General features: G+C 73.2%; 19 protein-coding genes and 1 pseudogene. 14 read left to right on the top strand and 6 right to left on the bottom strand.

The window, feature by feature from the left end; genetic code table 11:
* Nucleotides 1-90 precede the first annotated feature (90 nt).
* The 6 genes from G6W55_RS21115 to G6W55_RS21090 all read left to right on the top strand — a co-directional run bounded on the left by G6W55_RS21115 (nucleotide 91) and on the right by G6W55_RS21090 (nucleotide 8,138).
* Nucleotides 91-1,203, top strand: a complete 1,113-nt coding sequence (locus G6W55_RS21115) for an LLM class flavin-dependent oxidoreductase (protein WP_175522392.1) — start codon at nucleotides 91-93, stop codon at nucleotides 1,201-1,203.
* The gene (locus tag G6W55_RS21110; protein ID WP_175522391.1) at nucleotides 1,200-1,850 is read left to right on the top strand and encodes a CE1759 family FMN reductase; all 651 of its coding nucleotides are present in this window, start codon (nucleotides 1,200-1,202) and stop codon (nucleotides 1,848-1,850) included. The genes G6W55_RS21115 and G6W55_RS21110 overlap by 4 nt, the downstream gene beginning before the upstream one ends.
* Before the next feature lie 103 nt (nucleotides 1,851-1,953).
* Nucleotides 1,954-2,685 carry a response regulator transcription factor gene (locus G6W55_RS21105; protein ID WP_175522390.1) on the top strand — a complete coding sequence of 244 codons (732 nt, stop codon included), beginning with the start codon at nucleotides 1,954-1,956 and terminating at the stop codon, nucleotides 2,683-2,685.
* Complete coding sequence (locus G6W55_RS21100) at nucleotides 2,686-4,113, top strand: HAMP domain-containing sensor histidine kinase (RefSeq protein WP_175522389.1); 1,428 nt, start codon at nucleotides 2,686-2,688, stop codon at nucleotides 4,111-4,113. It begins immediately after the preceding gene.
* Nucleotides 4,114-4,185: 72 nt separating this feature from the next.
* On the top strand, nucleotides 4,186-5,451 hold the full coding sequence (locus G6W55_RS21095; RefSeq protein ID WP_175522388.1) for an ArgE/DapE family deacylase: 1,266 nt from the start codon (nucleotides 4,186-4,188) through the stop codon (nucleotides 5,449-5,451).
* Between the two features lie 179 nt (nucleotides 5,452-5,630).
* Nucleotides 5,631-8,138 carry a SpoIIE family protein phosphatase gene (locus tag G6W55_RS21090; protein ID WP_175522387.1) on the top strand — a complete coding sequence of 836 codons (2,508 nt, stop codon included), beginning with the start codon at nucleotides 5,631-5,633 and terminating at the stop codon, nucleotides 8,136-8,138.
* A 60-nt stretch (nucleotides 8,139-8,198) separates the two neighbouring features.
* Here the strand turns inward: G6W55_RS21090 and G6W55_RS21085 are convergent, their stop codons facing one another.
* Nucleotides 8,199-8,567, bottom strand: coding sequence for a hypothetical protein (locus tag G6W55_RS21085; RefSeq protein WP_175522386.1), 369 nt, complete (start codon nucleotides 8,565-8,567; stop codon nucleotides 8,199-8,201).
* A 149-nt stretch (nucleotides 8,568-8,716) separates the two neighbouring features.
* Nucleotides 8,717-9,328, bottom strand: coding sequence for a response regulator transcription factor (locus G6W55_RS21080; protein ID WP_175522385.1), 612 nt, complete (start codon nucleotides 9,326-9,328; stop codon nucleotides 8,717-8,719).
* A 205-nt stretch (nucleotides 9,329-9,533) separates the two neighbouring features.
* Here G6W55_RS21080 and G6W55_RS21075 point away from each other — a divergent pair, with 205 nt between their 5' ends.
* Together G6W55_RS21075 and G6W55_RS21070 are read left to right on the top strand one after the other, a co-directional pair.
* Nucleotides 9,534-10,274 carry a hypothetical protein gene (locus G6W55_RS21075; RefSeq protein WP_175522384.1) on the top strand — a complete coding sequence of 247 codons (741 nt, stop codon included), beginning with the start codon at nucleotides 9,534-9,536 and terminating at the stop codon, nucleotides 10,272-10,274.
* Between the two features lie 173 nt (nucleotides 10,275-10,447).
* Nucleotides 10,448-11,011, top strand: a complete 564-nt coding sequence (locus tag G6W55_RS21070; RefSeq protein WP_245177764.1) for a sigma-70 family RNA polymerase sigma factor — start codon at nucleotides 10,448-10,450, stop codon at nucleotides 11,009-11,011.
* A 79-nt stretch (nucleotides 11,012-11,090) separates the two neighbouring features.
* Here G6W55_RS21070 and G6W55_RS21065 read toward each other — a convergent pair whose 3' ends face one another.
* Entirely contained in the window at nucleotides 11,091-11,393 is a 303-nt protein-coding gene (locus G6W55_RS21065) for an SHOCT domain-containing protein (protein ID WP_030790397.1), read from the bottom strand.
* A 195-nt stretch (nucleotides 11,394-11,588) separates the two neighbouring features.
* Here G6W55_RS21065 and G6W55_RS21060 point away from each other — a divergent pair, with 195 nt between their 5' ends.
* On the top strand, nucleotides 11,589-12,023 hold the full coding sequence (locus tag G6W55_RS21060; protein WP_175522383.1) for a hypothetical protein: 435 nt from the start codon (nucleotides 11,589-11,591) through the stop codon (nucleotides 12,021-12,023).
* Between the two features lie 192 nt (nucleotides 12,024-12,215).
* Nucleotides 12,216-12,608 carry a hypothetical protein gene (locus tag G6W55_RS21055; protein ID WP_175522382.1) on the top strand — a complete coding sequence of 131 codons (393 nt, stop codon included), beginning with the start codon at nucleotides 12,216-12,218 and terminating at the stop codon, nucleotides 12,606-12,608.
* A 33-nt stretch (nucleotides 12,609-12,641) separates the two neighbouring features.
* Here G6W55_RS21055 and G6W55_RS21050 read toward each other — a convergent pair whose 3' ends face one another.
* Nucleotides 12,642-13,028 (bottom strand): DUF6325 family protein, encoded by a 387-nt coding sequence (locus G6W55_RS21050; protein WP_375372461.1) that lies wholly within the window; start codon nucleotides 13,026-13,028, stop codon nucleotides 12,642-12,644.
* A 233-nt stretch (nucleotides 13,029-13,261) separates the two neighbouring features.
* Between G6W55_RS21050 and G6W55_RS21045 the strand changes: the two genes are divergently transcribed.
* The 3 genes from G6W55_RS21045 (at nucleotide 13,262) to G6W55_RS21035 (ending at nucleotide 18,009) form a co-directional block, all read left to right on the top strand.
* Entirely contained in the window at nucleotides 13,262-14,623 is a 1,362-nt protein-coding gene (locus tag G6W55_RS21045) for a hypothetical protein (RefSeq protein ID WP_244367728.1), read from the top strand.
* Nucleotides 14,620-16,254 carry a YhjD/YihY/BrkB family envelope integrity protein gene (locus tag G6W55_RS38805; RefSeq protein ID WP_254876360.1) on the top strand — a complete coding sequence of 545 codons (1,635 nt, stop codon included), beginning with the start codon at nucleotides 14,620-14,622 and terminating at the stop codon, nucleotides 16,252-16,254. The genes G6W55_RS21045 and G6W55_RS38805 overlap by 4 nt, the downstream gene beginning before the upstream one ends.
* Nucleotides 16,255-16,590: 336 nt before the next feature.
* Nucleotides 16,591-18,009: a DUF2252 domain-containing protein gene (locus G6W55_RS21035; protein ID WP_175522381.1), complete on the top strand. Its 1,419-nt coding sequence runs from the start codon at nucleotides 16,591-16,593 to the stop codon at nucleotides 18,007-18,009.
* Nucleotides 18,010-18,021: 12 nt separating this feature from the next.
* Here G6W55_RS21035 and G6W55_RS21030 read toward each other — a convergent pair whose 3' ends face one another.
* The gene (locus G6W55_RS21030; protein ID WP_175522421.1) at nucleotides 18,022-19,290 is read right to left on the bottom strand and encodes a chloride channel protein; all 1,269 of its coding nucleotides are present in this window, start codon (nucleotides 19,288-19,290) and stop codon (nucleotides 18,022-18,024) included.
* 271 nt (nucleotides 19,291-19,561) lie between these two features.
* On the opposite strand from G6W55_RS21030, the pseudogene G6W55_RS21025 reads away from it, so the two are divergent.
* A pseudogene (locus G6W55_RS21025) lies at nucleotides 19,562-20,083 on the top strand (flavoprotein); the annotation flags it as partial.
* A gap of 60 nt (nucleotides 20,084-20,143) precedes the next feature.
* Here G6W55_RS21025 and G6W55_RS39430 read toward each other — a convergent pair.
* On the bottom strand, nucleotides 20,144-20,581 hold the full coding sequence (locus tag G6W55_RS39430) for a hypothetical protein (RefSeq protein WP_010353923.1): 438 nt from the start codon (nucleotides 20,579-20,581) through the stop codon (nucleotides 20,144-20,146).
* Between the last annotated feature and the right edge of the window lie 574 nt (nucleotides 20,582-21,155).

Raw genomic sequence — 21,155 nt, 5'->3', positions numbered from 1 at the left:
GCGCCCGGAGGCAGGGGCTGGAATACGGGGAGCGCGCTCACCGTTGGGCGGTATAGTTGAACCGTCAACAAACATGGAAGGTGAGCGGCCATGCAGTTCGGGATCTTCACCGTCGGCGACGTCACGCCGGACCCCACCACGGGGCGTACGCCGACCGAGCGCGAGCGGATCAAGGCCATGGTCGCCATCGCGCTCAAGGCCGAGGAGGTCGGCCTGGACGTCTTCGCGACCGGCGAGCACCACAACCCGCCGTTCGTGCCGTCGTCCCCGACCACGATGCTCGGCTATGTCGCCGCCCGCACGGAGAAGCTGATCCTCTCCACCTCCACCACCCTGATCACCACCAACGACCCGGTGAAGATCGCGGAGGACTTCGCGATGCTCCAGCACCTGGCCGACGGCCGGGTGGACCTGATGATGGGCCGCGGCAACACCGGCCCGGTCTACCCCTGGTTCGGCCAGGACATCCGCCAGGGCATCAACCTCGCCGTCGAGAACTACGCCCTGCTGCACCGGCTGTGGCGCGAGGACGTCGTGGACTGGGAGGGGAAGTTCCGCACCCCGTTGCAGGGCTTCACCTCCACCCCGCGCCCGCTGGACGGCGTCGCGCCGTTCGTCTGGCACGGCTCCATCCGCTCCCCGGAGATCGCCGAGCAGGCCGCCTACTACGGCGACGGCTTCTTCCACAACAACATCTTCTGGCCCGCCGACCACACCAGGCGGATGGTCGAGCTGTACCGGGCCCGGTACGCCCACTACGGGCACGGCACGCCCGAGCAGGCCATCGTGGGCCTCGGCGGCCAGGTGTTCATGCGGAAGAACTCCCAGGACGCGGTGCGCGAGTTCCGGCCCTACTTCGACAACGCGCCCGTCTACGGGCACGGCCCGTCGCTGGAGGACTTCACCGACCAGACCCCGCTGACCGTCGGCACCCCCGAGCAGGTCATCGAGAAGACGCTGGCCTTCCGTGAGTACGCGGGCGACTACCAGCGTCAGCTCTTCCTCCTCGACCACGCGGGGCTCCCGCTGAAGACGGTCCTGGAGCAGCTCGACCTGCTCGGCGAGGAGGTCGTGCCGGTGCTGCGGAAGGAGTTCGCCAAGGGCCGCCCGGCCGATGTGCCGGACGCGCCGACCCATCAGTCGCTGCTCGCGGCCGAGAAGGCCGGGAAGGCCACGGAGAACGCGGAGGTGAGCGCCGTATGAAGCTCGTCGTCGTCTCGGCGGGGCTGAGCGTCCCGTCGTCCACCCGGCTGCTGGCCGACCGCCTCGCCGCGGAGACCAAGGCGAAGGCGAAGGCGAAGGCGCGGGCGGACGTGGAGGTGGAGGGGGAGGTCGTGGAGCTGCGCGACCTCGCCGTGGAGATCGCCCACAACTTCACCAACGGCTTCCCCGGGCGGAAACTGGCCGCCGCCCTCGACGCGGTGGCGGGCGCCGACGGCCTGATCGTCGTCACGCCGGTGTTCTCCGCGTCGTACAGCGGACTGTTCAAGTCGTTCTTCGACGTCCTCGACCAGGACGCGCTGACCGGCAAGCCGGTGCTGATCGCGGCGACCGGCGGTTCCGCCCGGCACTCGCTGGTGCTGGAGCACGCCCTGCGGCCGCTCTTCGCCTATCTGCGGGCCGTCGTCGTCCCGACCGCCGTCTACGCGGCCTCCGAGGACTGGGGCGCCGAGGGACTGCCGGAGCGCGTCGAGCGGGCCGCCGGGGAGCTGGCGGCGCTGATGACGGGGCTGTCGGCGGCGCGGCCTGACGCCCCGGCCGCCCCGGCCGCCCCGGCGGAGGCCGAGGCGGGCGGGTTCGAGGTGATCCCGTTCGCGGAACAGCTCGCGGCGCTGCGGCCGGCGGGCTGACCCCGCCCACGGGCCTGCCCATGAGAGTGAGAGGGCAGTAAGAAGGCCACCGCGAGGAAGATCGTCACGTCGTCCGGCGGGGAAAGCTTGGCAGACTGAAACCGTGTCTCCCACCGTGCTCCTCGCCGAAGACGACCGCGCCATCCGCAACGCCCTGGAACGCGCCCTGGTCCTGGAGGGCTACCGGGTCACCGCGGTCGCCGACGGGGTCGAGGCGCTGGCCCACGCCCACACGTCCCCGCCGGACGTCCTCGTCCTCGACGTGATGATGCCCGGCATCGACGGCCTCCAGGTCTGCCGGGTGCTGCGCGCCGAGGGCGACCGCACCCCCATCCTGATGCTCACCGCGCTGGTGGAGACCGCCGACCGGATCGCCGGACTCGACGCGGGCGCCGACGACTACGTCGTCAAGCCGTTCGACGTCGAGGAGGTCTTCGCCCGGCTGCGCGCCCTGCTGCGCCGCACCGGCAACGGCGCCGCCCCCGAGCCGGCCGCCGCCCCCGAACCCCCCGCCGCGCCCCGGCAGCCCGCCGGACGGCGGCTGGAGGCGGCCGGGCTGCGGATGGACCCGCAGGCCCGGCGGGCCTGGCGCGGCGAACGCGAACTGGAGCTGACCCGCACCGAGTTCGAGCTGCTGGAACTGCTGGTCCGCAACGCCGGGGTCGTCCTGGACCACGCCACCATCTACGACCGGATCTGGGGCTACGACTTCGGCCCCGGCTCCAAGAACCTCGCCGTCTACGTCGGCTATCTGCGCCGCAAGCTCGACCACCCCGGCGCCCCGCCGCTCATCCACACGGTGCGCGGCGTGGGCTACGTGCTCAGGGAGGACTGAGTGCGCCGGCCGCGCCGGCCACCTCACCGGCCGGCGGGGTGGCCGCGGCTGGGGCTGGTGTCGCTGGCCACCACCTTCGCGGTGTCCTTCGCCGCCGTCACCGCCGCCGTGACCCTGCTGATCGGCCTGCTGTCCTACTCGGCCGCCGCCCGGCTGGTCCGCGTCGACCAGGAGACCGTGTTCGACGAGGTCGTGCAGGACCTGCGGGACGAGGTGCGCGGCACCGCGATGGCACCGGAGGACTTCTCCTCCGCCGCGCCCGGCCACGACATCGTGCGGCCCGCCCGCACGGACGTCCAGGTGCTGGGCGCGGACGGCTCCGTCGTCGACGGCGGCAACCCCGGACTGCCGGTGGTGGCCGCCGACCGGCGGATCGCCGCCGCCGCGACGGCCGGTGAGATGGCCGTGCACAAGGACGTCGACGTCGGCAGCGACGTCTACCGGGTGGCGACCGTCGCGCTCGGCGGCGGTCGGGGCGCGGTGCAGGTGGCGCAGGAGTTCAGCGACACCGAGGATCTGCTGCGGGCGCTCCAGCAGCGCACCCTCGTGCTGATGGCCGCCGTCGTCACGGCTGCCGGACTGTTCGGCTGGTGGCTGGCCCGGCGCATCACCCACCGGCTGGTCATCCTCACCGCCGCAGCCGAGGACGTCGCCCGCACCCGCCGGCTCGGGGTGCAGGTGCCGGTCACCGGACAGGACGAGGTGGGCCGGCTGGGCCGTGCCTTCGACCGCATGCTGGGCCGTCTCGCCCAGTCGGAGGAGGACCAGCGGCGTCTGGTCCAGGACGCGGGGCACGAGCTGCGCACCCCGCTGACCTCGCTGCGGACGAACATCTCGCTGCTGCGCCGGATCGACGAACTGCCCCCCGACACCCGGGACGAGCTGGTCGCCGACCTCACCCAGGAGGCCCGCGAGCTGACCGACCTCGTCAACGAACTCGTCGACCTCGCGGCCGGCCAGTCCGACACCGAACCGCCCCGCACCCTGGACCTCGCGGACCTCGCCGAGGAGGTCGCGGCGGCCGTCCGGCGCCGCACCGGCCGCAAGATCGTGGTCCGGGCCAGCGGCGACACCACCACCGACGGCCGCCCCCAGATGCTCCAGCGGGCGCTGTCCAACCTGGTCGAGAACGCCACCAAGTTCGACCGTGAGGGCCGCGAGCCCGTCGAGATCGCCGTCAAGGGACCCGCCCGGCCGGGTGTCGTCCGGGTCGAGGTCCTCGACCGGGGGCCGGGCATCGCCGAGACCGATCTGACCCGGGTCTTCGACCGCTTCTACCGGGCCGCCGACGCCCGCTCCCTGCCCGGCTCAGGACTCGGCCTGTCCATCGTGCGGGAGGTGGCGCTGTCGCACGGCGGCGCCCCCTTCGCCGTCCGGCGGGAGGGCGGCGGCACGGTGATCGGGTTCACGGTGGGCGGCGGGCTCTGACGGGCGTACGGCCTCGTCGGCGTGAGCAGGTATCCAGGGCGGGGGAGCCCGCTCACGAGGGAGGGAGCCGTCGTGCTCAGTGACGAGGAGGCCGCCGTCCTGGCGGCGGTCGACGAGGCGGCCGTGGGCCGCACACTGCTGGAGCTGGTCGCGATACCCAGCGTCACCGGCAGCCCGGCCGAGTCCGAACTCCAGCACCATCTGGCCGGACGGCTGGAGCGGCTCGGCCTGGATGTCGACCTGTGGCCGATGGACCTGCCCGCCCTGCTCGCCGACCCCGGCTTCCCCGGCATGGAGGTCGCCCGCGAGGAGGCATGGGGCCTCGTCGGCCACACGGACGGCGGCGCCGACGGACCGACGCTGATCCTCCAGGGCCATGTGGACGTCGTACCGCCCGGCGACCTCGCCGCCTGGCAGGGCGATCCGTTCGTGCCCCGGGTGACCGGTGACGTCGTGCACGGACGCGGCGCCTGCGACATGAAGGCCGGGCTCGCCGCCCAGCTCGCCGCGCTCGCCGCCGTCCGCGCGTCCGGGGTACGGCTGCGCGGACGGGTCGCCGCGCACTTCGTCGTCGGCGAGGAGGACGGCGGGATCGGCGCCTTCGGCACCCTGCGGCGCGGCCACCGCGGCGACGCGTGCGTGATCGCCGAACCCACCGCCGGGACGGTGATCACCGCCAACGCGGGCGCGCTCACCTTCCGGATCACCGTGCCCGGCAAGGCCGCCCACGCCAGCTCCCGGGAGGCCGGGGTGAGCGCGATCGACGGCTATCTGCCGCTGCACCGGGCGCTGGCCCGGCTGGAGGCCGACCGCAACCGCGACCCCGATCCGCTGCTCGCCGAGTATCCGATCCCCTACTCCCTGTCCGTCGGCACCCTGCGCTCCGGCGACTGGGCGAGCAGCGTGCCCGACCTGCTGGTCGCCGAGGGACGGCTCGGGGTGCGGCTCGGGGAGGACCCGGCGGCCGCGCGGGCCGCGCTGGAGCGGTGCGTCGCCGAGGCGTGCGCCGGGGACGACTGGCTGCGCGCGCACCCGGCCACGGTCACCTGGCCGGGCGGACAGTTCGCCAGCGGCCGGCTGGAGCCGGGGCATCCGCTGCGGGACACGGTGGCGGACGCGTACGCCGACGCGACGGGCGCCGCCCGGCCCCGGGAGCGCGGGGCGACGTACGGCAGCGATCTGCGGCACTACACCGGCGCCGGCATCCCGACGCTCCAGTTCGGTCCCGGTGACATCGCCGTCGCCCACAGCGCCCGCGAGCACGTGTCCCTGCGGGAGGTGGTGGACGCGGCACGGGCCCTGGCGGTGACCGTGCTGCGGACCGTCGGCACCAAGTAGGGCAGGCGGCAGGTACGCGCTTTTGCGGACTTATAGCAATAGATGGGATGGATGGCAATAAGCGGGCACATAGCAATGGGGGGAATAATTGCGCAGCATACGGTCAAGTGGTGCGATGCCCGCGACAGCGCCCGAAGGTGAAGCGCCCGAAGGAGGAGATGAGCGGTGATGGAGCCGTGATGGAGCCTCCCCCCGACCTCCGGCGGGATCCCGCAGCCGGTGAGGCCGAGGCGCTCACCGCACGCGTCACCGTCGCCGCGGACGGCACCGTGACCGGCTGGAACACCGGCGCCGAACGGCTGCTCGGCCACCCGGCGGCCTGGGCGGTCGGCCGGCCGGCCGGCGAACTGCTCGCCGAGCCGCCCGGCCCCGGAGACCTCGCGGACCTCGCCGCCCTCACGGATCCCGTCGCACCGTCGCGCCCGCACGGCACGGTCACCCTGCGCCACCGGGACGGGCGGCGCGTGGACGTCCCCGTCCTGGCCCACCGCAGGACCGCCGCCGACGGCACCCACGACTGGCTCCTGATCGGCGCCGTGACCGGCCGCCGCCCCCGGCCCGAGGACGAGGAACTGCTGCGGACCGGTCTCCTCCAGGCCCCCACCTGCGCCGTCTCCGTCTACGACACCGACCTGCGGCTGCGCGGCTCCACCCTGGCCGGACAACGGCTGCTGGGCCTGAGCGACGACGCGTCGCGCGGGCTGCGCCTGACGGACATCGTCGCCCTGCCGGTGGCCGAGGAGACCGAGGCGCACATGCGGCGGACCCTGGAGACCGGCCTGCCGTGCCATCTGGAGAACCACGCGCGGGCCCCCGGCGAGGCCCGCGGGCGCGCCTGGTCGGTGCACGTCCACCGGCTGGAGAGCCCGGACGGCCGGATCCTGGGCGTCTCCACCACCGGGCACGACATGACCGAGGAGCACCGGGCCCGCGAACGCCTCCAGCTCATCGCCGAGGCCGGCGGCCGGATCGGCAGCACCCTCGACGTGATCCGGACCGCGCAGGAACTCGCCGACGTGGTCGTCCCGGGCCTCGCCGACTTCGTCAGCGTCGACCTGCTGACGGCGTTCGAGGACGGCGCCGAGGAGGCCGCGGCCGGGGCGCCCCTGACCCTGCGGCGGGCCGCCCACCAGTCCGCGCTGCCCGGCGTCCCCGAGGCCGTCCTCGCCCGCGGCGAGGTGGACATGTACCCGGAGGGCTCCCCGGCCGCCGAGAGCCTGCGCTCCGGCCGGGCCGTACGGCACCGCTTCGACGAGACCCTGATCGCCGGCTGGATCGCCGGGGACCGCGCCCGCGCCGCCCGGATCCGCGACTTCGGCTTCCACAGCCTCATCGCCGTACCCCTGTCGGCCCGCGGCACCACCCTCGGCGTCGTCGTCCTGGTCCGGCACCGGCGCCCCGACCCCTTCGAGGACGACGACGTCGTCCTCGCCGAGGAACTGGCGGCCCGCGCCGCGGTCTGCATCGACAACGCCCGCCGCTACACCCGCGAACGCGGCACGGCGGTCACCCTCCAGCGCAGCCTGCTGCCGCAGCGGCTGCCCGAGCAGTCGGCGGTGGAGGTCGCCTCCCGCTACCTCCCGGCCGGCGCCCGCGCCGGGGTGGGCGGCGACTGGTTCGACGTCATCCCGCTCTCCGGCGCCCGGGTCGCCCTGGTCGTCGGCGACGTCGTCGGGCACGGACTGCACGCCTCCGCGACCATGGGCCGGCTGCGGACGGCCGTGCGCACCCTCGCCGACATCGACCTGCCGCCCGACGAACTCCTCACCCACCTGGACGACCTGGTGGCCCGCCTCGCCGCCGACGTGGACCTGCCCGGCGACACCGACCCGGCGGACGGCGTCGGAGACGGCGTCGGCGCCACCTGCCTCTACGCCGTCTACGACCCCGTCTCCCGCCGCTGCACCCTCGCCCGGGCCGGGCATCCGCCGCCCGCCGTGGTGCGCGCCGACGGCACGGTCGACCTGCTCGACGTACCCGCGGGACCGCCGCTGGGCCTGGGCGGCCTGCCCTTCGAACCCGCCGAGACCGAACTGCCCGAGGGCAGCCTGCTCGTCCTCTACACGGACGGCCTGGTCGCCGCCAGGAGCCCGGACGACGACGTGGACGACGGCCTCGCCCGGCTGCGCGCCGCGCTGACCGGACCGGCGGACGCGCAGCCCACACCGTGTGATCTGGACGCCCTGTGCGACCGGATCCTGAACCGGGTGCTGCCGTCGCGGCCGGTGGACGACGTGGCGCTGCTCGTCGCCCGCACCCGGGCGCTGGACACCGCCCGCGTCGCCACCTGGACCGTCAGCCCGGACCCGGCCGCGGTCGCGGACACCCGCAAGAACGTCGTCGCGCGGCTGGAGGCGTGGGGGCTGACCGAGGCGTCGTTCGTCACCGAGCTGATCGTCAGCGAACTCGTCACCAACGCGATCCGGCACGGGGAGCCGCCGATCCGGCTCCGGCTCATCCACGACCGCACCCTGATCGTGGAGGTCACGGACGCCAGCAGCACGGCACCCCACATGCGGCGCGCCCGCGGCTACGACGAGGGCGGGCGCGGGCTCCTGCTGGTCGCCCAGCTCAGCCGCCGCTGGGGGACCCGGCCGCACGCCAAGGGCAAGACGATCTGGGCGGAGCAGGAGACCGGGGGAATCGGGGGAGTCGCGGGAGTCGGGGGAGTCGCGGGAGGGGAGTGACGGCGTACGGTTCGGCCGGGCGTCGCGGTGGTGCGACACCCGGCCGGTGGTTTCCCGCCGTCACGGCTCCAGGTTGATCTTCTGCTTCGCGGGCTGCGCGTTCTGCGATCCCTTGATCTTGACCTTCTGGTCGTAGGAGGTCCCGTCCTCGCAGGTGACCGTCGCGGTGCCGGCCCGCCCGTTCTTCGGGATGTTCTTGAACACCACGGAGTACTTGTTGGTGCCCGAGACGTCCTTGGACTTGGACTCCTTGCTCGTCTCTATCGTCACGTCCTCCGGGGAGGAGCCGCTGTCGCAGTCCTCCACCGTCCCGGAGACCGTCACGGGAGGCGGGGGCGCTGCCGATGCCGGACCGGCCACCAACAGCGACGCTCCGCCCAGAGGCAGAACCGCTGCGACGGCGAGAATTGCGAGACGACGATTGCGCATGACTGCTCCCGGCTGATTCTCGTGCTGCGCCAGTGGTTCGGTTCCACCGTCCGGCTTTCGCGCGGGACCGGTCAAGGGAGACAACTGCCCAGGGGGACCGGGGTAGAACTGCCCACGTGAGGGCCCGTCCGGGGCTGCCCGAGGCGCTGTCAGCGCTGGTCGGCGAGACCGTTCTCGACGGCGATCCGGGTGAGGTCGGGGCGGCGCCGGGAGCCGGTTTTCTCACCGATCCGGTCCAGGTGCGACTGGACCGTGTGCTTGCTGATGCCCAGCCGCGCCGCGATCTCGTGGTCCGTGGAACCGTGCGCGAGAAGGTTCAGGATCTCCTGCTCCCGGTCCGTGAAATGCGGGATGTGGCTGAGCAGATCGCTGGCCGGCCCGGACACATAGCTGCGGCCCGCGCCCACCGTACGGATCGCCCGCAGCACCTCGTCCGGCTCCGCCCGCCGGCTCAGGAAGCCGCTCGCGCCCGCCTGGATCACCTGCACGGCGTCGATCTGCGGCGACGACGACACCACCAGCACGGCGTGTCCCCGCTTGCGCAGCCTCGCCACGGCCGCGGCGAGCCGGGGCCCGGTCTCCTGGACGTCGATCAGCACGACGTGCGCCCCGCGCAGGCTGCCGTCGGCGCGCTCCACCGACGGCGCGTGGGCGACGAGGTACAGGTCGGGGGTGGTGCCGATGAGCTGGGAGACCCCGTGCCGGAAGAGGGGACAGTCGCAGACCAGCGCGATCCGCACCCGCTCGGGGCACCCGCTCATCGGTCTCTCCGCTCTTGAAGCACCCACTCTTCCCAGTCTCTGCGACATGGGCGGCTCGGGCGCGTCGGCGTGGAGGGAGGGCACGGGACGGAGCGCCCGGGTGGCGGAGTGTGGTGTGCGACACATTCGGTGCGCTGAGTGTGGCCTCGGGGGGAATTCCGTACTCAGACATGACGACCCGGGACCGGATGCCAGGATGGGGCGCGTGGACGCAGGGTGGGGTGTGCGCACGGTACGGGCCGCGTTGTTCGCGGCCGTCTGTGTGCTGCTCGCCGCCCTGGGACACGTGCTGATGTCCGGCGTCCAGGTGCCCGGCTGGACCCTGGCCGCGGGCGCGGCCGCGACCGGCGCCGCGGGGTGGTGCCTGGCGGGCCGGGAGCGGGGGATGCCGACGGTCGTGTCGGTCGTCGTCGCGGCGCAGACGGCTCTGCACGTGGGGTTCTCACTCGCGCAGGGGGCTGACGGGCATGCGGGGGCTGCCGGGGGTGCCGGCGGCTCCGGTATTGCCGGTGGTGTCGGGCACATGGCGATGCATGGTCATGCCGGGCACGCGCACTCCATGGGCTCCATGGGCTCTATGGGTTCCATGGGCTCGATGAGCGGTATGGACGCCATGGACGTGGGCGGGGGCGGCGACGGGCTGGCCGGACTCGGTGACCTGTCGTCGTCGTTCATGTCGTCGTCGTTCGGGATGCTCGCCGCGCACCTGCTGGCCGCGCTGCTGTGCGGACTGTGGCTGGCCCAGGGCGAACGGGCCGCCTTCCGGGTCCTGCGCGCCATGGCTGCCCGGCTCGTCGCGCCGCTGCGGCTGCTGCTCGCCCTGCCCGACACCCCGGATCGCCCCCGCCGGCGCCTCGCCCGGGGCCGGTCGGAGCGCGTTCCGCGCCTTCTCCTCGTCCACGCGATCACTTCCCGGGGTCCGCCCGTGGGGCCCGCTGTCGCCTGACGACAGCCGGTGACACCCGGGGCCGCCGTCCGCGCGCGCCCCGCTTTCCCCACTGCCGGACCCGGGTTCCGCCCTGGTTCTCCGCCCTCGTTCCGCCGCCGTGCCGTTGGCGGGCGTACGGCGGGGCACCGGCGTGCCCGGTCCGGATCACGGATGACCGAGAAGGACACCAAGTGATCGCTTCCGCCCCTCCGGCCTGCCCCGACGAGTCGATAACCGCCTGGGCGCTCGCCGCCCGCGCCGGCGACCCGGCCGCCGTCGAACGGTTCGTGCAGGCCCTCCACCGTGACGTGCTGCGGTACGTCGCCCACCTCTGCGCCGATCCCCAGGCCGTGGAGGACCTCGCGCAGGACACGTTCCTGCGGGCGCTGGGCAGCCTGCACCGTTTCGAGGGCCGTTCCTCGGCGCGGGTCTGGCTGCTGTCCATCGCCCGGCGGGCCGTCATGGACAGTTACCGGTACGCCTCCACCCGGCCCCGGCTCTCCGACACGGCGGACTGGCAGCGGGCCGTCGAGTCCGCCCAGCCGCGCGGCCTGCCCGGGTTCGACGACGGCATCGCCCTGCTCGACCTGCTGGCCGCGCTCCCGGACGAACGCCGTGAGGCGTTCGTCCTCACCCAACTGGCGGGACTGCCGTACGCGGAGGCGGCCCGGGTCAGCAACTGCCCTGTGGGCACGGTTCGTTCGCGAGTGGCCCGGGCGAGGTCGGCCCTGGTGGAGTTGATCGACTCCCCCTGATCCGACCCGAGTTGCCGCCCTCCTCCCGTACGGCAGTCGGTCCTGCGCCGCCTGCGGACTATGACTTGTGACCTATGGCCTATGACAGCAACCTGCGCTTCTGTTCCTCGAACTCGGCCTCGGTGAGCACGCCTTGGGCCTTGAGGTCGCCGAGTTGCTTGAGCTGGTCGATGCGTTGGGTCATCTCGTCCTGGGGAGGAGTGGCGGCGGCCGGTTGGGGCGGCGGCGGGGGCGGCTGCTGGTACTGGGGCTGCGGCTCCTGGTGGTAGCCCTCCTGCGCCGCCCAGCGGCCCTGCTGGCGGCGGGACACACGGTTGGAGACGGCGGTCGCCGTACCCGCGACGACCGCGGTGCGGGCGACCCCGCGAATCAGACCTGGCATGGCGATCCCCTCTCGCGCCGGGTTTCCTCCATTGGACCACCGCCGCGAGGCCCCGGCATTCCGGCGGCGGGCCGGTGGATCTGCCGGGCCCCGGCTCCCGTGTCACGCTGGATGCGTGTGGATCGCCGACCGGTCCCCGTCCCGGTCCGGGACGGGCGGGGTACGGCGATGAGGCCCATTCCTAAGGAGTCCGGGATGACCACGCAGAGCACGGGAACGCAGAGCGCCGGCGGCCGCGGAATGGCCGTGTCCGGCTGGACCGTCTTCGCCGCGATCATGATGATGTTCGGCGGGATCATGGCGATCTTCCAGGGCATCGCCGCCATCGCCGAGGACGACGTCTTCGTCGCCACCCCCAACTTCACCTTCCAGTGGAGCCTGACCGGCTGGGGCTGGCTGCACCTGGTGCTCGGCATCGTGGTGACCCTCGCGGGCTTCGCCCTCTTCAGCGGCGCGGCCTGGGCCCGCTTCGTCGGCATCACCCTGGCCGGCCTCTCGATGATCGCCAACTTCGCCTGGCTGCCGTGGTACCCGTTCTGGGCGATCATGCTGATCATCATCGATGGCTTCGTGATCTGGGCCCTGTGCGTGGGGCCGTCCCGGGACGCGAGGACCTTCGAGGGGATGTGACGGGGGTGCGGTGACGGGATGAGCCGAGCCGCGGCTGGAGATCAGCCGCGGCTCACGCTTGTTCCGGCCCGATTCAGCCGAGTGGGCCTGCCCCGCGTGCCGGGGCGGGGAGATCGCGGCAGCCTGGGCGCACGGGGCCGGGTCTCCCGCCGGCTCCCCGCTGACCTCCCGCACAGACGAGGACTCGACGCCATGACCTGTCGTAGTCGTAGACGTAGGCGCAGTCGTACGGGCCGACGGGCCGCGGCCGCCGTCGTTCTCCTGCTCGCCGTCGCGGGCTGTACGCAGCACCCCGCCATGGGCACCATCGAGTACCGCACCCCCGCGAAGCGGGAGGTGACGATCCAGAGTCCGGACGAGGACGGCTGCCACCGTCTCCCCGGCGGCGCCCACCACGTCACCAACCACACCGTCGACGACATCAGGCTCTACGCCAACGAGGACTGCGTCCTGACCAAGGCCGGCAAGGACCAGGCCGGGCAGACCGGCGGCGAGAGCTTCTACCTCGGCACGCAGATGTCCGTCGCGTACACCCCCGGCCAGACCCCCTGGCTCAGCTACAGCGTGGTGGGCGGCGGAGGCTAGCTCCACCGCCCACCACGCTGTGGAGGACCGGGCCTACGCCCCCGCCTCCGCCGCCTCCACCGCGTCCAGCGAGGCGAGCACCGCCTCCGCCGACAGCCGCCCCGACGCCACCAACTGCGCCCCGCCCCGCCGCAGGGCGCTGGCGAAGGGCGCGGCCCACAGGTTCTCGTAGACCAGCAGCGCCGCGGAGTTGCCGGGCTCGATGGCCGCGGCGGCCTCGTCCAGGTCGTCCTGGCCGAGGAGCCCGGACCGCGCGCCCTCGAAGACGGTCAGGTCGAGTTCGCCGTCGCCGGTGACGTCCGCGATCTCCACCGCGGTCACCGTGCCGTCCTCGTCCTTGCGTACGAACAGCAGGTCGAGGATCCGGATGACCTCCCGTTCCACCAGGTCGACCAGCAGCGGGAGTCCCTCACCCGTCATGTGGTTGCCGGGGAACTCCACGACCACGAAGTCGATGGGTCCCAGCTCGTCGATGTCGTCGTTCTGCTCGCTCTGCTCGCTCACGGCAGTCCCCTAGGTGCGTTCGTGGGTCCCCCGCCTGCCATTGCAGCACCGGCCGCCGGTCGTCGCACCCGGTGCGGCCCGCACCGCGCGTTCACTCCGTCGGCCCACCCGCCTCGCCGGGCGGCCCCCGCCGGGATCTCCTCGAAGACATGACAGACGGCGACGCCCCTCGCCCCGAGCCGGAGCGGCCGTCCGAGCAGTCCTCGGACGACCGGAGGCTGTCGGAGCGCGAACGCGGCGAACTCGAGGAACTCCGGCACCGGATCGGCGCCCTGGAGACCGCCGGTGACCAGCGGAAGCAGGAGCCGGTCCACGAGCCCCGGCACCGGCTGCGGTCCTTCGGCTCGGCCCTGCTGATCATCCTGGCGTCGCTGCTGGCGCTGCTCTCCGTGGTCGCCGTCTGGACGAACAGCATCGTCCGCGACACCGACCGCTATGTCGCCACCGTGGCTCCGCTGGCCTCCGATCCGGACATTCAGCAGGCCGTCACCCGCCGGGTCACGGACGCCGTCGTCCAGCGGATCGACGTCGACGGCCTGGTGGACGAGCTGAGCGACGCGGCGTCGGAGCGCGGCGTACCGCCCAGGGCCGCGACCCTGATCGGCGGCCTGACGGGCCCGATCAGCAGCGGTCTGAAGGAACTGGTCGGCTCGACGGTGGAACGCGTGGTGTCCGGCCCCGCCTTCGAGACGGTCTGGACCGACGCCAACCGCCGGGCCCACGCCGCCGTCGACAAGGCCCTCACCGGGCAGGCCGGCGGCGCGGTGTCGCTGAAGAACAACCAGGTCGCCATCGACATCGGGCCGATCGTCCAGCAGGTGAAGGAGCGGCTGGTCGACGACGGTTTCGGCCTGGCCTCCCGCATCCCCGAGGTCCACACGGAATTCGTCGTGGTCGAGGGCGACAGCGTCGGGAAGATCAAGACGTATCTGCGGGTGCTGGAGATCCTCGGCACCTGGCTGCCCGTGATCACCGTCCTGGTGGCCGCCGCCGGCGTGTTCCTGGCCGCGCACCGGCGCCGTGCCCTGATCGGGGCCGCGCTCGGGGTGCTGGTCGCGATGGTGGTGCTGGGCGTCGCGCTCACGGTCTTCCGCGCGATCTACCTCGACCATCTGCCCGCGGGCGCGAGCGAGGCCGCCGCCGGTTCGATCTACGACGCACTCGTACGGTTCCTGCGCTCCGGCATCCGTGCGGTGGGCGCGCTCGCGCTGGTCACGGCGCTCGGCGCGTTCTTCGTCGGGCCCTCCCGGCCGGCCGTCTTCACCCGGCACTTCTTCAGCAAGGGCATCGGCGCCGGGCGGGACGTGGCCATGTCGTCGGGGCTGCGGCTGGGCGCGGTGGGCCGCTTCACGCACCGCTACAAGCCGTGGATCGGGGCGGCGATCCTGCTGGTCGCGGCGATCGTCCTGTTCACCTGGAACTACCCGACCATGGCGGTCGTGATCTGGACGGCGGTGATCGTGCTGATCGCCCTCGCCCTCCGTGAGTTCCTGGACCCCGGCCCGGCGTGAACCCGGACCCCGGTGCGGGACGGGACGTCGCCGGTCCGGAGCCCCCGCCGAGGCGACGGCGGTGGCGGCGCCGGGAGCGCGCGGAGCGCGGGAAGCGCCGGGAGTCGGCGCTGACCCGGCTGATGGGGCTGCGCGCCCGGGCGGAGGCCAGGGTCCCGCTGATCACACACCTCATGTCCCACGTCCTCTCGGTGAACGTGCTCGACTCCGCGACCCGGCTGGCCGCCCAGACGTTCCTCACGGCCGTACCGCTGCTGTTCGTCGTGGCCTCCATCGCCCCGCAGGACATGCGGGAACGGTTCGTCGACTCCGTGCGGGACGTGTTCGGGCTGACCGGCAGCGCGGACGCCCAGCTCAGACAGGCGTTCCTGGGCGACGAGTCGGGCGAGTTCCTCCAGACGACGGGGTTCGTCAGCAGTCTGCTGGTGCTGATCTCGGCGACCGCGTGCAGCCGGGCCATGCAACGGCTCTGCGAACGCGCCTGGCGCCTGCCGGGTGCCGCCGCGCGGGTGGCCGCCTGGCGGTGGCTGGCCTGGCTCGCGGCGTGGCTGGTGATGATCGGCTTCCAGGACGTCCTGCGCAACGGCTTCGGCCTCGGCCTGTGGCTGGGCCTGCCGCTGCTGCTGGTCGCCGACGTCGGCCTGTGGTGGTGGACCCAGCACCTGCTGCTGACCGGCCGCGTGCCCTGGGCGCCCCTCCTCCCGGGCGCCCTGCTCACGGGCGCGGCCCTGAGCGTCCTCACCTCCACGGCGACCCTGTACGTCCCCCGAGCCCTCAACCACAGCCTCGCCGCGTACGGCTCCCTCGGCGCGGTCTTCACCCTCCTGTCCTGGCTGATCACCCTGTGCGTGGTGATCGCCCTCTGCGTCACGGCGGGCGCGGTGGTGGCCCGAGAACCCTGGGCAGCCCGCCTCTTGGGCACGCCACCGGCACTCGAGTACGCCCCACCGGGGGGCACGCTGCCGGGCTCCGCCCCACCGGCTCCTGCGCCGCCGGATTCCGCCCCCTCACCGGGTTCCGCCGCACCGGGGTCCGCCTCACCGGGGTCCACCCCGCCCGGGTCCACCCCGTCCGGGTCCACCCCGTCCGGGTCCGGCCCGTCCGGGTCCGGCCCGTCCGGGTCCGGCCCGTCCGGTTCCGCCGAGCCGGGTTCCGCCCCACCAGACCCCGACCCCGCTTCACCGAGGCCGTCCGTACCCGGGACCGGGACGTCCGGCTCCACCCCACCGGAGTCCGTGCCGCCGGGTTCCGCCGCCTCACCGGGTTCCGCGCCGCCGGACTCCACCGCACCGAGTTCCGCCCCCTCACCGGGTTCCGCCTCACCCGGGTCCACCCCGCCCGGGTCCACCCCGCCCGGGTCCACCCCGCCCGGCTCCGGCCCGTCCGGGTCCGACCCGTCCGGTTCCGCCGAGCCGGGTTCCGCCCCACCAGACCCCGACCCCGCTTCACCGAGGCCGTCCGCACCAGGGGCCGGGCCGTCCGGCTCCACCCCACCGGAGTCCGCTTCACCACATCCCTCGCCGTCGGGATCCACCCCACCGGAGTCCACCGCCCCCGGCCCGGACCCACCCGGGTCCACCCCACCGGGATCCACCTCGCCCGGCCCCAGCCCACCGGGCCCCGACTCATAAGGCCGGCCTCCCCGGGGCTGGAGCCCGCCGCACGGCGCCCGGACTACCTGGCTACCGCCCTCCCGCCCTACGAGCACCCACCCCACCTCACCGGGCCCCGACCCATAAGGGCCCGCCTCCCCGGGGCTGGAGCCCGCCGCACGCGCCCGGACCACCCGGCTACCGCCCCCCGCCCCACTAGCACCCACCCCACCCCTCCCGGAGTGACACACCCCCAGCCCCTCTCGGGGCGCCACCCCCACCCCCTCCCGGGGCGTCACCCCCTCCCAAGATCCCGACTCGCCGCCCCCCACCCCCACGGCTACCTTGGAAGACTCATAGGCGGGAGCGTCTGCCATGACCGATGAACAGCCCACCGGGCACGATCTGCGGTACCGCACCCCGAGGGAGCGGGCCGATGTGGGGCGGGCCGCGCGGACCGCCGTACCGCGTTCCAGTCACGCGGAGTTCAGCCCGCCGTCCGACCGCGAGGACCCGGTGGACATCATCGAGGCCCAGTCGGCGCGACGGCTCCCCGACCTCGTACCGATCCGCTACGGCCGGATGAGCGAGTCGCCGTTCCGCTTCTACCGCGGCGCCGCCGCCATCATGGCCGCGGACCTCGCCGACACCCCGCGCACCGGCATCAGGGCCCAACTCTGCGGTGACGCCCACATGTTGAACTTCCGCCTGCTCGCCTCCCCGGAACGCCGGCTGATGTTCGACATCAACGACTTCGACGAAACCCTCCCCGGCCCCTGGGAGTGGGACGTCAAACGCCTCGCCGCGAGCCTCGTCATCGCGGCCCGCGCGAACGGCTTCGACACCAGGGAACGCGCCTCCGTGGTCCGCGACACCGTCCGGTCGTACCGCGAACGCATGCGCGCCTACGCCGAGATGGGCAACCTCGACGTCTGGTACACCCGCTTCGAGGCCGACGAACTGGCGAGCCACTTCGCCCCGGAGATGGGGTCCAAGGGCACACGGATGTGGGAACGGGCCAGGGCGAAGGCCCAGTCCCGCGACTCGCTCCAGGTGTTCGAGAAGCTCACCCACGTCGTCGACGGCCGCCCTCGCATCGCCCCCGACCCGCCCCTCCTGGTCGGCCTGGAGGACCTGCTGCCGTCGGCCGAACGGCACGTCCTGGAAAGGGAGATCAGCCGCCTCGTCCAGCACTACAGCCAGTCCCTCCCGACCGACCGCCGCTTCCTCCTGGAGACGTACCGGCTCGCCGACATCGCCCGCAAGGTCGTCGGCGTCGGCAGCGTCGGCACCCGCTGCTGGATCGTCCTGCTGCTCGGCCGCGACGACGAGGACCCGCTGTTCCTCCAGGCCAAGGAGGCCGACGAGTCCGTCCTCGCGCCCTACGCCGGCGCCAGCCGCTTCGACACCCAGGGCGAACGGGTCGTCGCCGGCCAGCGGTTGATGCAGGCCACCAGCGACATCTTCCTCGGCTGGGAACGCACCACCGGCATCGACGGCCGCAGCCGCGACTTCTACATCCGCCAACTGCGCGACTGGAAGGGCATCGTGGTCGCCGAGACCCTGTCGCCGAAGCGGATGTCCCTCTTCGGACGGCTGTGCGGCGCCACCCTGGCCCGCGCCCACGCCCGCTCCGGCGACCGCATCGCGATCGCCGCGTATCTCGGCGGCGGCGACGTCTTCGACCGCGCCCTCGCCGAGTTCGCCGAGCTGTACGCGGACCAGAACGAGAAGGACCACCAGGCCCTGGTGGACGCGATCGGCACGGGCCGCGTCACGGCGGAGGAGGCGTGATCCCCGGTTCGCTCACGGCGTGGGCGTGGGCGTCGCCTTCGGCCCCTGCGGCAGCAGCTCGGTCAGGGCGAACGACAGCACGGCCGCCAGCACCACCAACGCCACCGTCTCCACGTTCCCCAGCAGCAGGACGACCAGGACCACCCCGCTGACCGGCAGCCGCAGGGCCGCCGCCACCGCAGCCGCCATCCCTGCCGCCATGGCCGGCACCAGCCCGAACCCGGGCAGCGGCGAGAGCAGCACACCGGCCGCCCCGCCGAGGAACAGCGCGGGAAAGACGGGACCGCCGCGCAGCCCGCCCAGACAGAGCGCGTACGCGAGGGACTTGAACACCAGCACCGCCACGAGCGCGCCGATCGGCCAGGCGTGCGGGTCCTGGGCCAGTTCACCGAGCGTGCTCTCCCCGGACAGCGCGACCTCGGCGGGGGAGCGCCCGGTGGTGAGGGAGTACAGCGCGACGCACACCGCCACCCCCAGCGCGCACAGCGTGGTGTTCCGTACCGTCCGGGAGGCCACGAACCGCACCGTGTACCGCCCGACGACGAAGATCCAGTGCACCAGCAGCGCGACGAGGGGCGCCGTCACCAGCACCCACAGCACGTCTCCCACGTCGAGCGGCGGCGGCTTGGGCAGCCCGATGTCGAGGCTGCCGGTCTCCAGCCCGGTCCAGTGCCCGAACCCGGTGAACACGAGGTCCCCGACCCCGCTGGCCAGCAACGCGGGCAGCATCACCGCGAAGAGCTGCGGCCCGCCGACCCCGGCCACCTCCATCAGGAGTACGGCGCCGACGACCGGGTTCCCGAACAGTGCCGAGATCGCCGCGGCGGAGCCGGCCGCGCCCAGCAGCGCGGTGCCGGCCTCGTTCTGCGGCGCCCGCACCAGACTCGCGCTCAGCAGTGCCAGCCCGCCGCCCAGGGCGATCAACGGCGCCTCGGGCCCGAGCACGACCCCGAGCGGCAGCCCGACGAGCGCGGCCGTGACAACCCCGGGCAACGCCTCTTTCGCCACCCCGCCCGAATGCAGCCCGGCCGCCGGCACATGCCCACCCCGCCCGGGCAGCCGTACGACGACCACCCCGACGACGACACCCGCCACCCCCAGCAACGGAAACCCCCACCACCAGGGCGCCCGTTCCCAGCCCAGTGCCTCGGGCCACGTCGTCCACATCAGCCGCTCAAGCTGATGGAGCGCCACAAGAAACCAGTAGGCGACGAGCGCCACGGGAATCCCGATCAGCCCACAGAACACCAGCGCCTTCCGGTACTCGGGCCGCCCCAACATCTCCCGCAACAGATCAGCCTCACCGGGCTGCCCCCCACCACCCCGCGACTCACTCCCGACGATGAGATCCTCCCAACACGGCACCAAACAACCCAAACACCCCAACCGGCCCAGAGGCTACCGCCCCCTACAACAAGAACAGAACGGCACGCCGACCGGCCACGCCTCCTCACGCACATCCTGGTGCCGCCCTTTGGGTAGAGACCGCCCGCGACCGCCGCCGTACCCTGCCGGAGCCGCACCCCCTCGACCAACGCCTGGGAGCCCCCGCGTGACCGACAAGCCCTTCCTCTACGTCGTCGTGTGCGGCTGTGGCATCGCCGGTGATGTCGGCAAGCTGATCGCCTCCGCGCAGGAGCGGCGCTGGGATGTCGGTGTGATCGCCACCCCGCAGGGGCTGGGCCTCCTCGATGCCGAGGCGGTCGAGGGCAGGACCGGCTATCCGGTCCGTTCCGGCTGGCGCAAGCCGGGGGAGGCCCGTCCGCTGCCGCCCGCGGATGCCATCGCCGTCGCGCCGGCCACCTTCAACACCGTCAACAAGTGGGCCGCCGGGATCTCCGACACCCTCGCCCTGGGCGTCCTGTGCGAGGCGTACGGCATGGGTGTGCCCACGGCCGTCCTGCCGTACCTGAACACGGCCCAGGCCGCCCACCCCGCCTACCGCCGGAGCCTGGACCAGCTTCGGGAGATGGGGGTCCTGGTCGGCGGATACGAGCCCCACCGTCCCAAGGCGGGCGGCGGCGCGGATCGCTTCCGCTGGGACGAGGCCCTGGACCTGCTGGAGCCCCGGCTCAGTGAAGAAAAGAGAAGGGCGAGGCCCGAAGACCCCGCCCGAAACCACCGAAACCCCAGGTCAGGGCCACACCAGGCAATACGGCTGGTGGCCCGCCTCGTGCAGGCGGTGGCTGAAGTCCTGCCATTCGTGGAGGAGCTGGTAGACGTTGAACGCGTCCCGGGGGCCACCGCGGTCCGGGACCGTCGACCAGATGAAGGCCGCCGCGCCCACCGCCTCCTCGCCGATGTCCCGCAGGGGGTCGACGACGGTCATCGGGAGTTTCACCACCGCGTAGTCGGGGTGCAGGACGACCAGTTCGAGCGGGGGCACCTTGTGCAGGGGGACGCCCTCGATGCCGGTCAGCACCATCGCGGCCATCGTCTCCGGCTTGATCTTGGTGAACATGCCGTTCATGCCGAGTTCGTCGCCGCCGAGCTCCTCGGGGCGCATCGAGATCGGGACGCGGGCCGCGGTCGCGCCGTCCGGCGCGCCGAAGTACTTGTACGTCACCCCCACCCGACCACCATTCCTGCTCCCCGCCCGGAGGCGATCGGCCCGCCGGTCGACTCGCCGGTCGTTCGGCTCGGGCTCATTCGGTCCACCCTGGTTCGCACCCTGATTCGGGCCCGGGTGGTTCACACCTTGGTTCACACCTGGGTTCTGACGTGCCTCGTCGGCTTCCTCCCTGTTGCGCCGGTGCCTTCCCCGCTGGGCACGTCGAGGACCAAGGTCGTCAGTCCCCTCGCCCAGTCCGCCACCGCGATGCATATCTCCACCCGACTGCTTTTCTAGGACGCGAAGCCCCGGCCGCGCAACCCGATCATCGTGTCAGTGACCTCCCCCACGGCCGCTCGCCGAAACGTGCGCTGAAACACCTGTCCGCAGGATCTTCGCAGCCCGGCGCCCCACCGTCGCTGTGATCTGCGCCCGGCCGCGTCTCTCGGGTCACAGTTTCGCAGATGACGGGCGAGCGCGACCGGATCTCCGGAGAGGACGAAGATCCCCGCCCACCGGCCCGGCCCGGGCCGGCCCGGCCCCGTCCGGCGCCCCCGCGGCATCACCAGCCCCCTGCCCTACCCTGGGAAGTCAC

The organism is Streptomyces sp. CAI-85 (assembly GCF_013363615.1).
GTDB classification, from domain to species: Bacteria; Actinomycetota; Actinomycetes; order Streptomycetales; family Streptomycetaceae; genus Streptomyces; species Streptomyces antibioticus_B.
This window is presented reverse-complemented; position numbering and strand designations above follow the sequence as displayed.

Coding starts and splice junctions, on each gene's coding strand:
- G6W55_RS21115 (WP_175522392.1), top strand. CDS start 91: ATGCAGTTCGGGATCTTCACCGTCGGCGACGTCACGCCGGACCCCACC.
- G6W55_RS21110 (WP_175522391.1), top strand. CDS start 1,200: ATGAAGCTCGTCGTCGTCTCGGCGGGGCTGAGCGTCCCGTCGTCCACC.
- G6W55_RS21090 (WP_175522387.1), top strand. CDS start 5,631: ATGGAGCCTCCCCCCGACCTCCGGCGGGATCCCGCAGCCGGTGAGGCC.
- G6W55_RS21085 (WP_175522386.1), bottom strand. CDS start 8,567: ATGCGCAATCGTCGTCTCGCAATTCTCGCCGTCGCAGCGGTTCTGCCT.
- G6W55_RS21080 (WP_175522385.1), bottom strand. CDS start 9,328: ATGAGCGGGTGCCCCGAGCGGGTGCGGATCGCGCTGGTCTGCGACTGT.
- G6W55_RS21065 (WP_030790397.1), bottom strand. CDS start 11,393: ATGCCAGGTCTGATTCGCGGGGTCGCCCGCACCGCGGTCGTCGCGGGT.
- G6W55_RS21060 (WP_175522383.1), top strand. CDS start 11,589: ATGACCACGCAGAGCACGGGAACGCAGAGCGCCGGCGGCCGCGGAATG.
- G6W55_RS21055 (WP_175522382.1), top strand. CDS start 12,216: ATGACCTGTCGTAGTCGTAGACGTAGGCGCAGTCGTACGGGCCGACGG.
- G6W55_RS21050 (WP_375372461.1), bottom strand. CDS start 13,028: ATGACGGGTGAGGGACTCCCGCTGCTGGTCGACCTGGTGGAACGGGAG.
- G6W55_RS21045 (WP_244367728.1), top strand. CDS start 13,262: ATGACAGACGGCGACGCCCCTCGCCCCGAGCCGGAGCGGCCGTCCGAG.
- G6W55_RS21035 (WP_175522381.1), top strand. CDS start 16,591: ATGACCGATGAACAGCCCACCGGGCACGATCTGCGGTACCGCACCCCG.
- G6W55_RS21030 (WP_175522421.1), bottom strand. CDS start 19,290: ATGTTGGGGCGGCCCGAGTACCGGAAGGCGCTGGTGTTCTGTGGGCTG.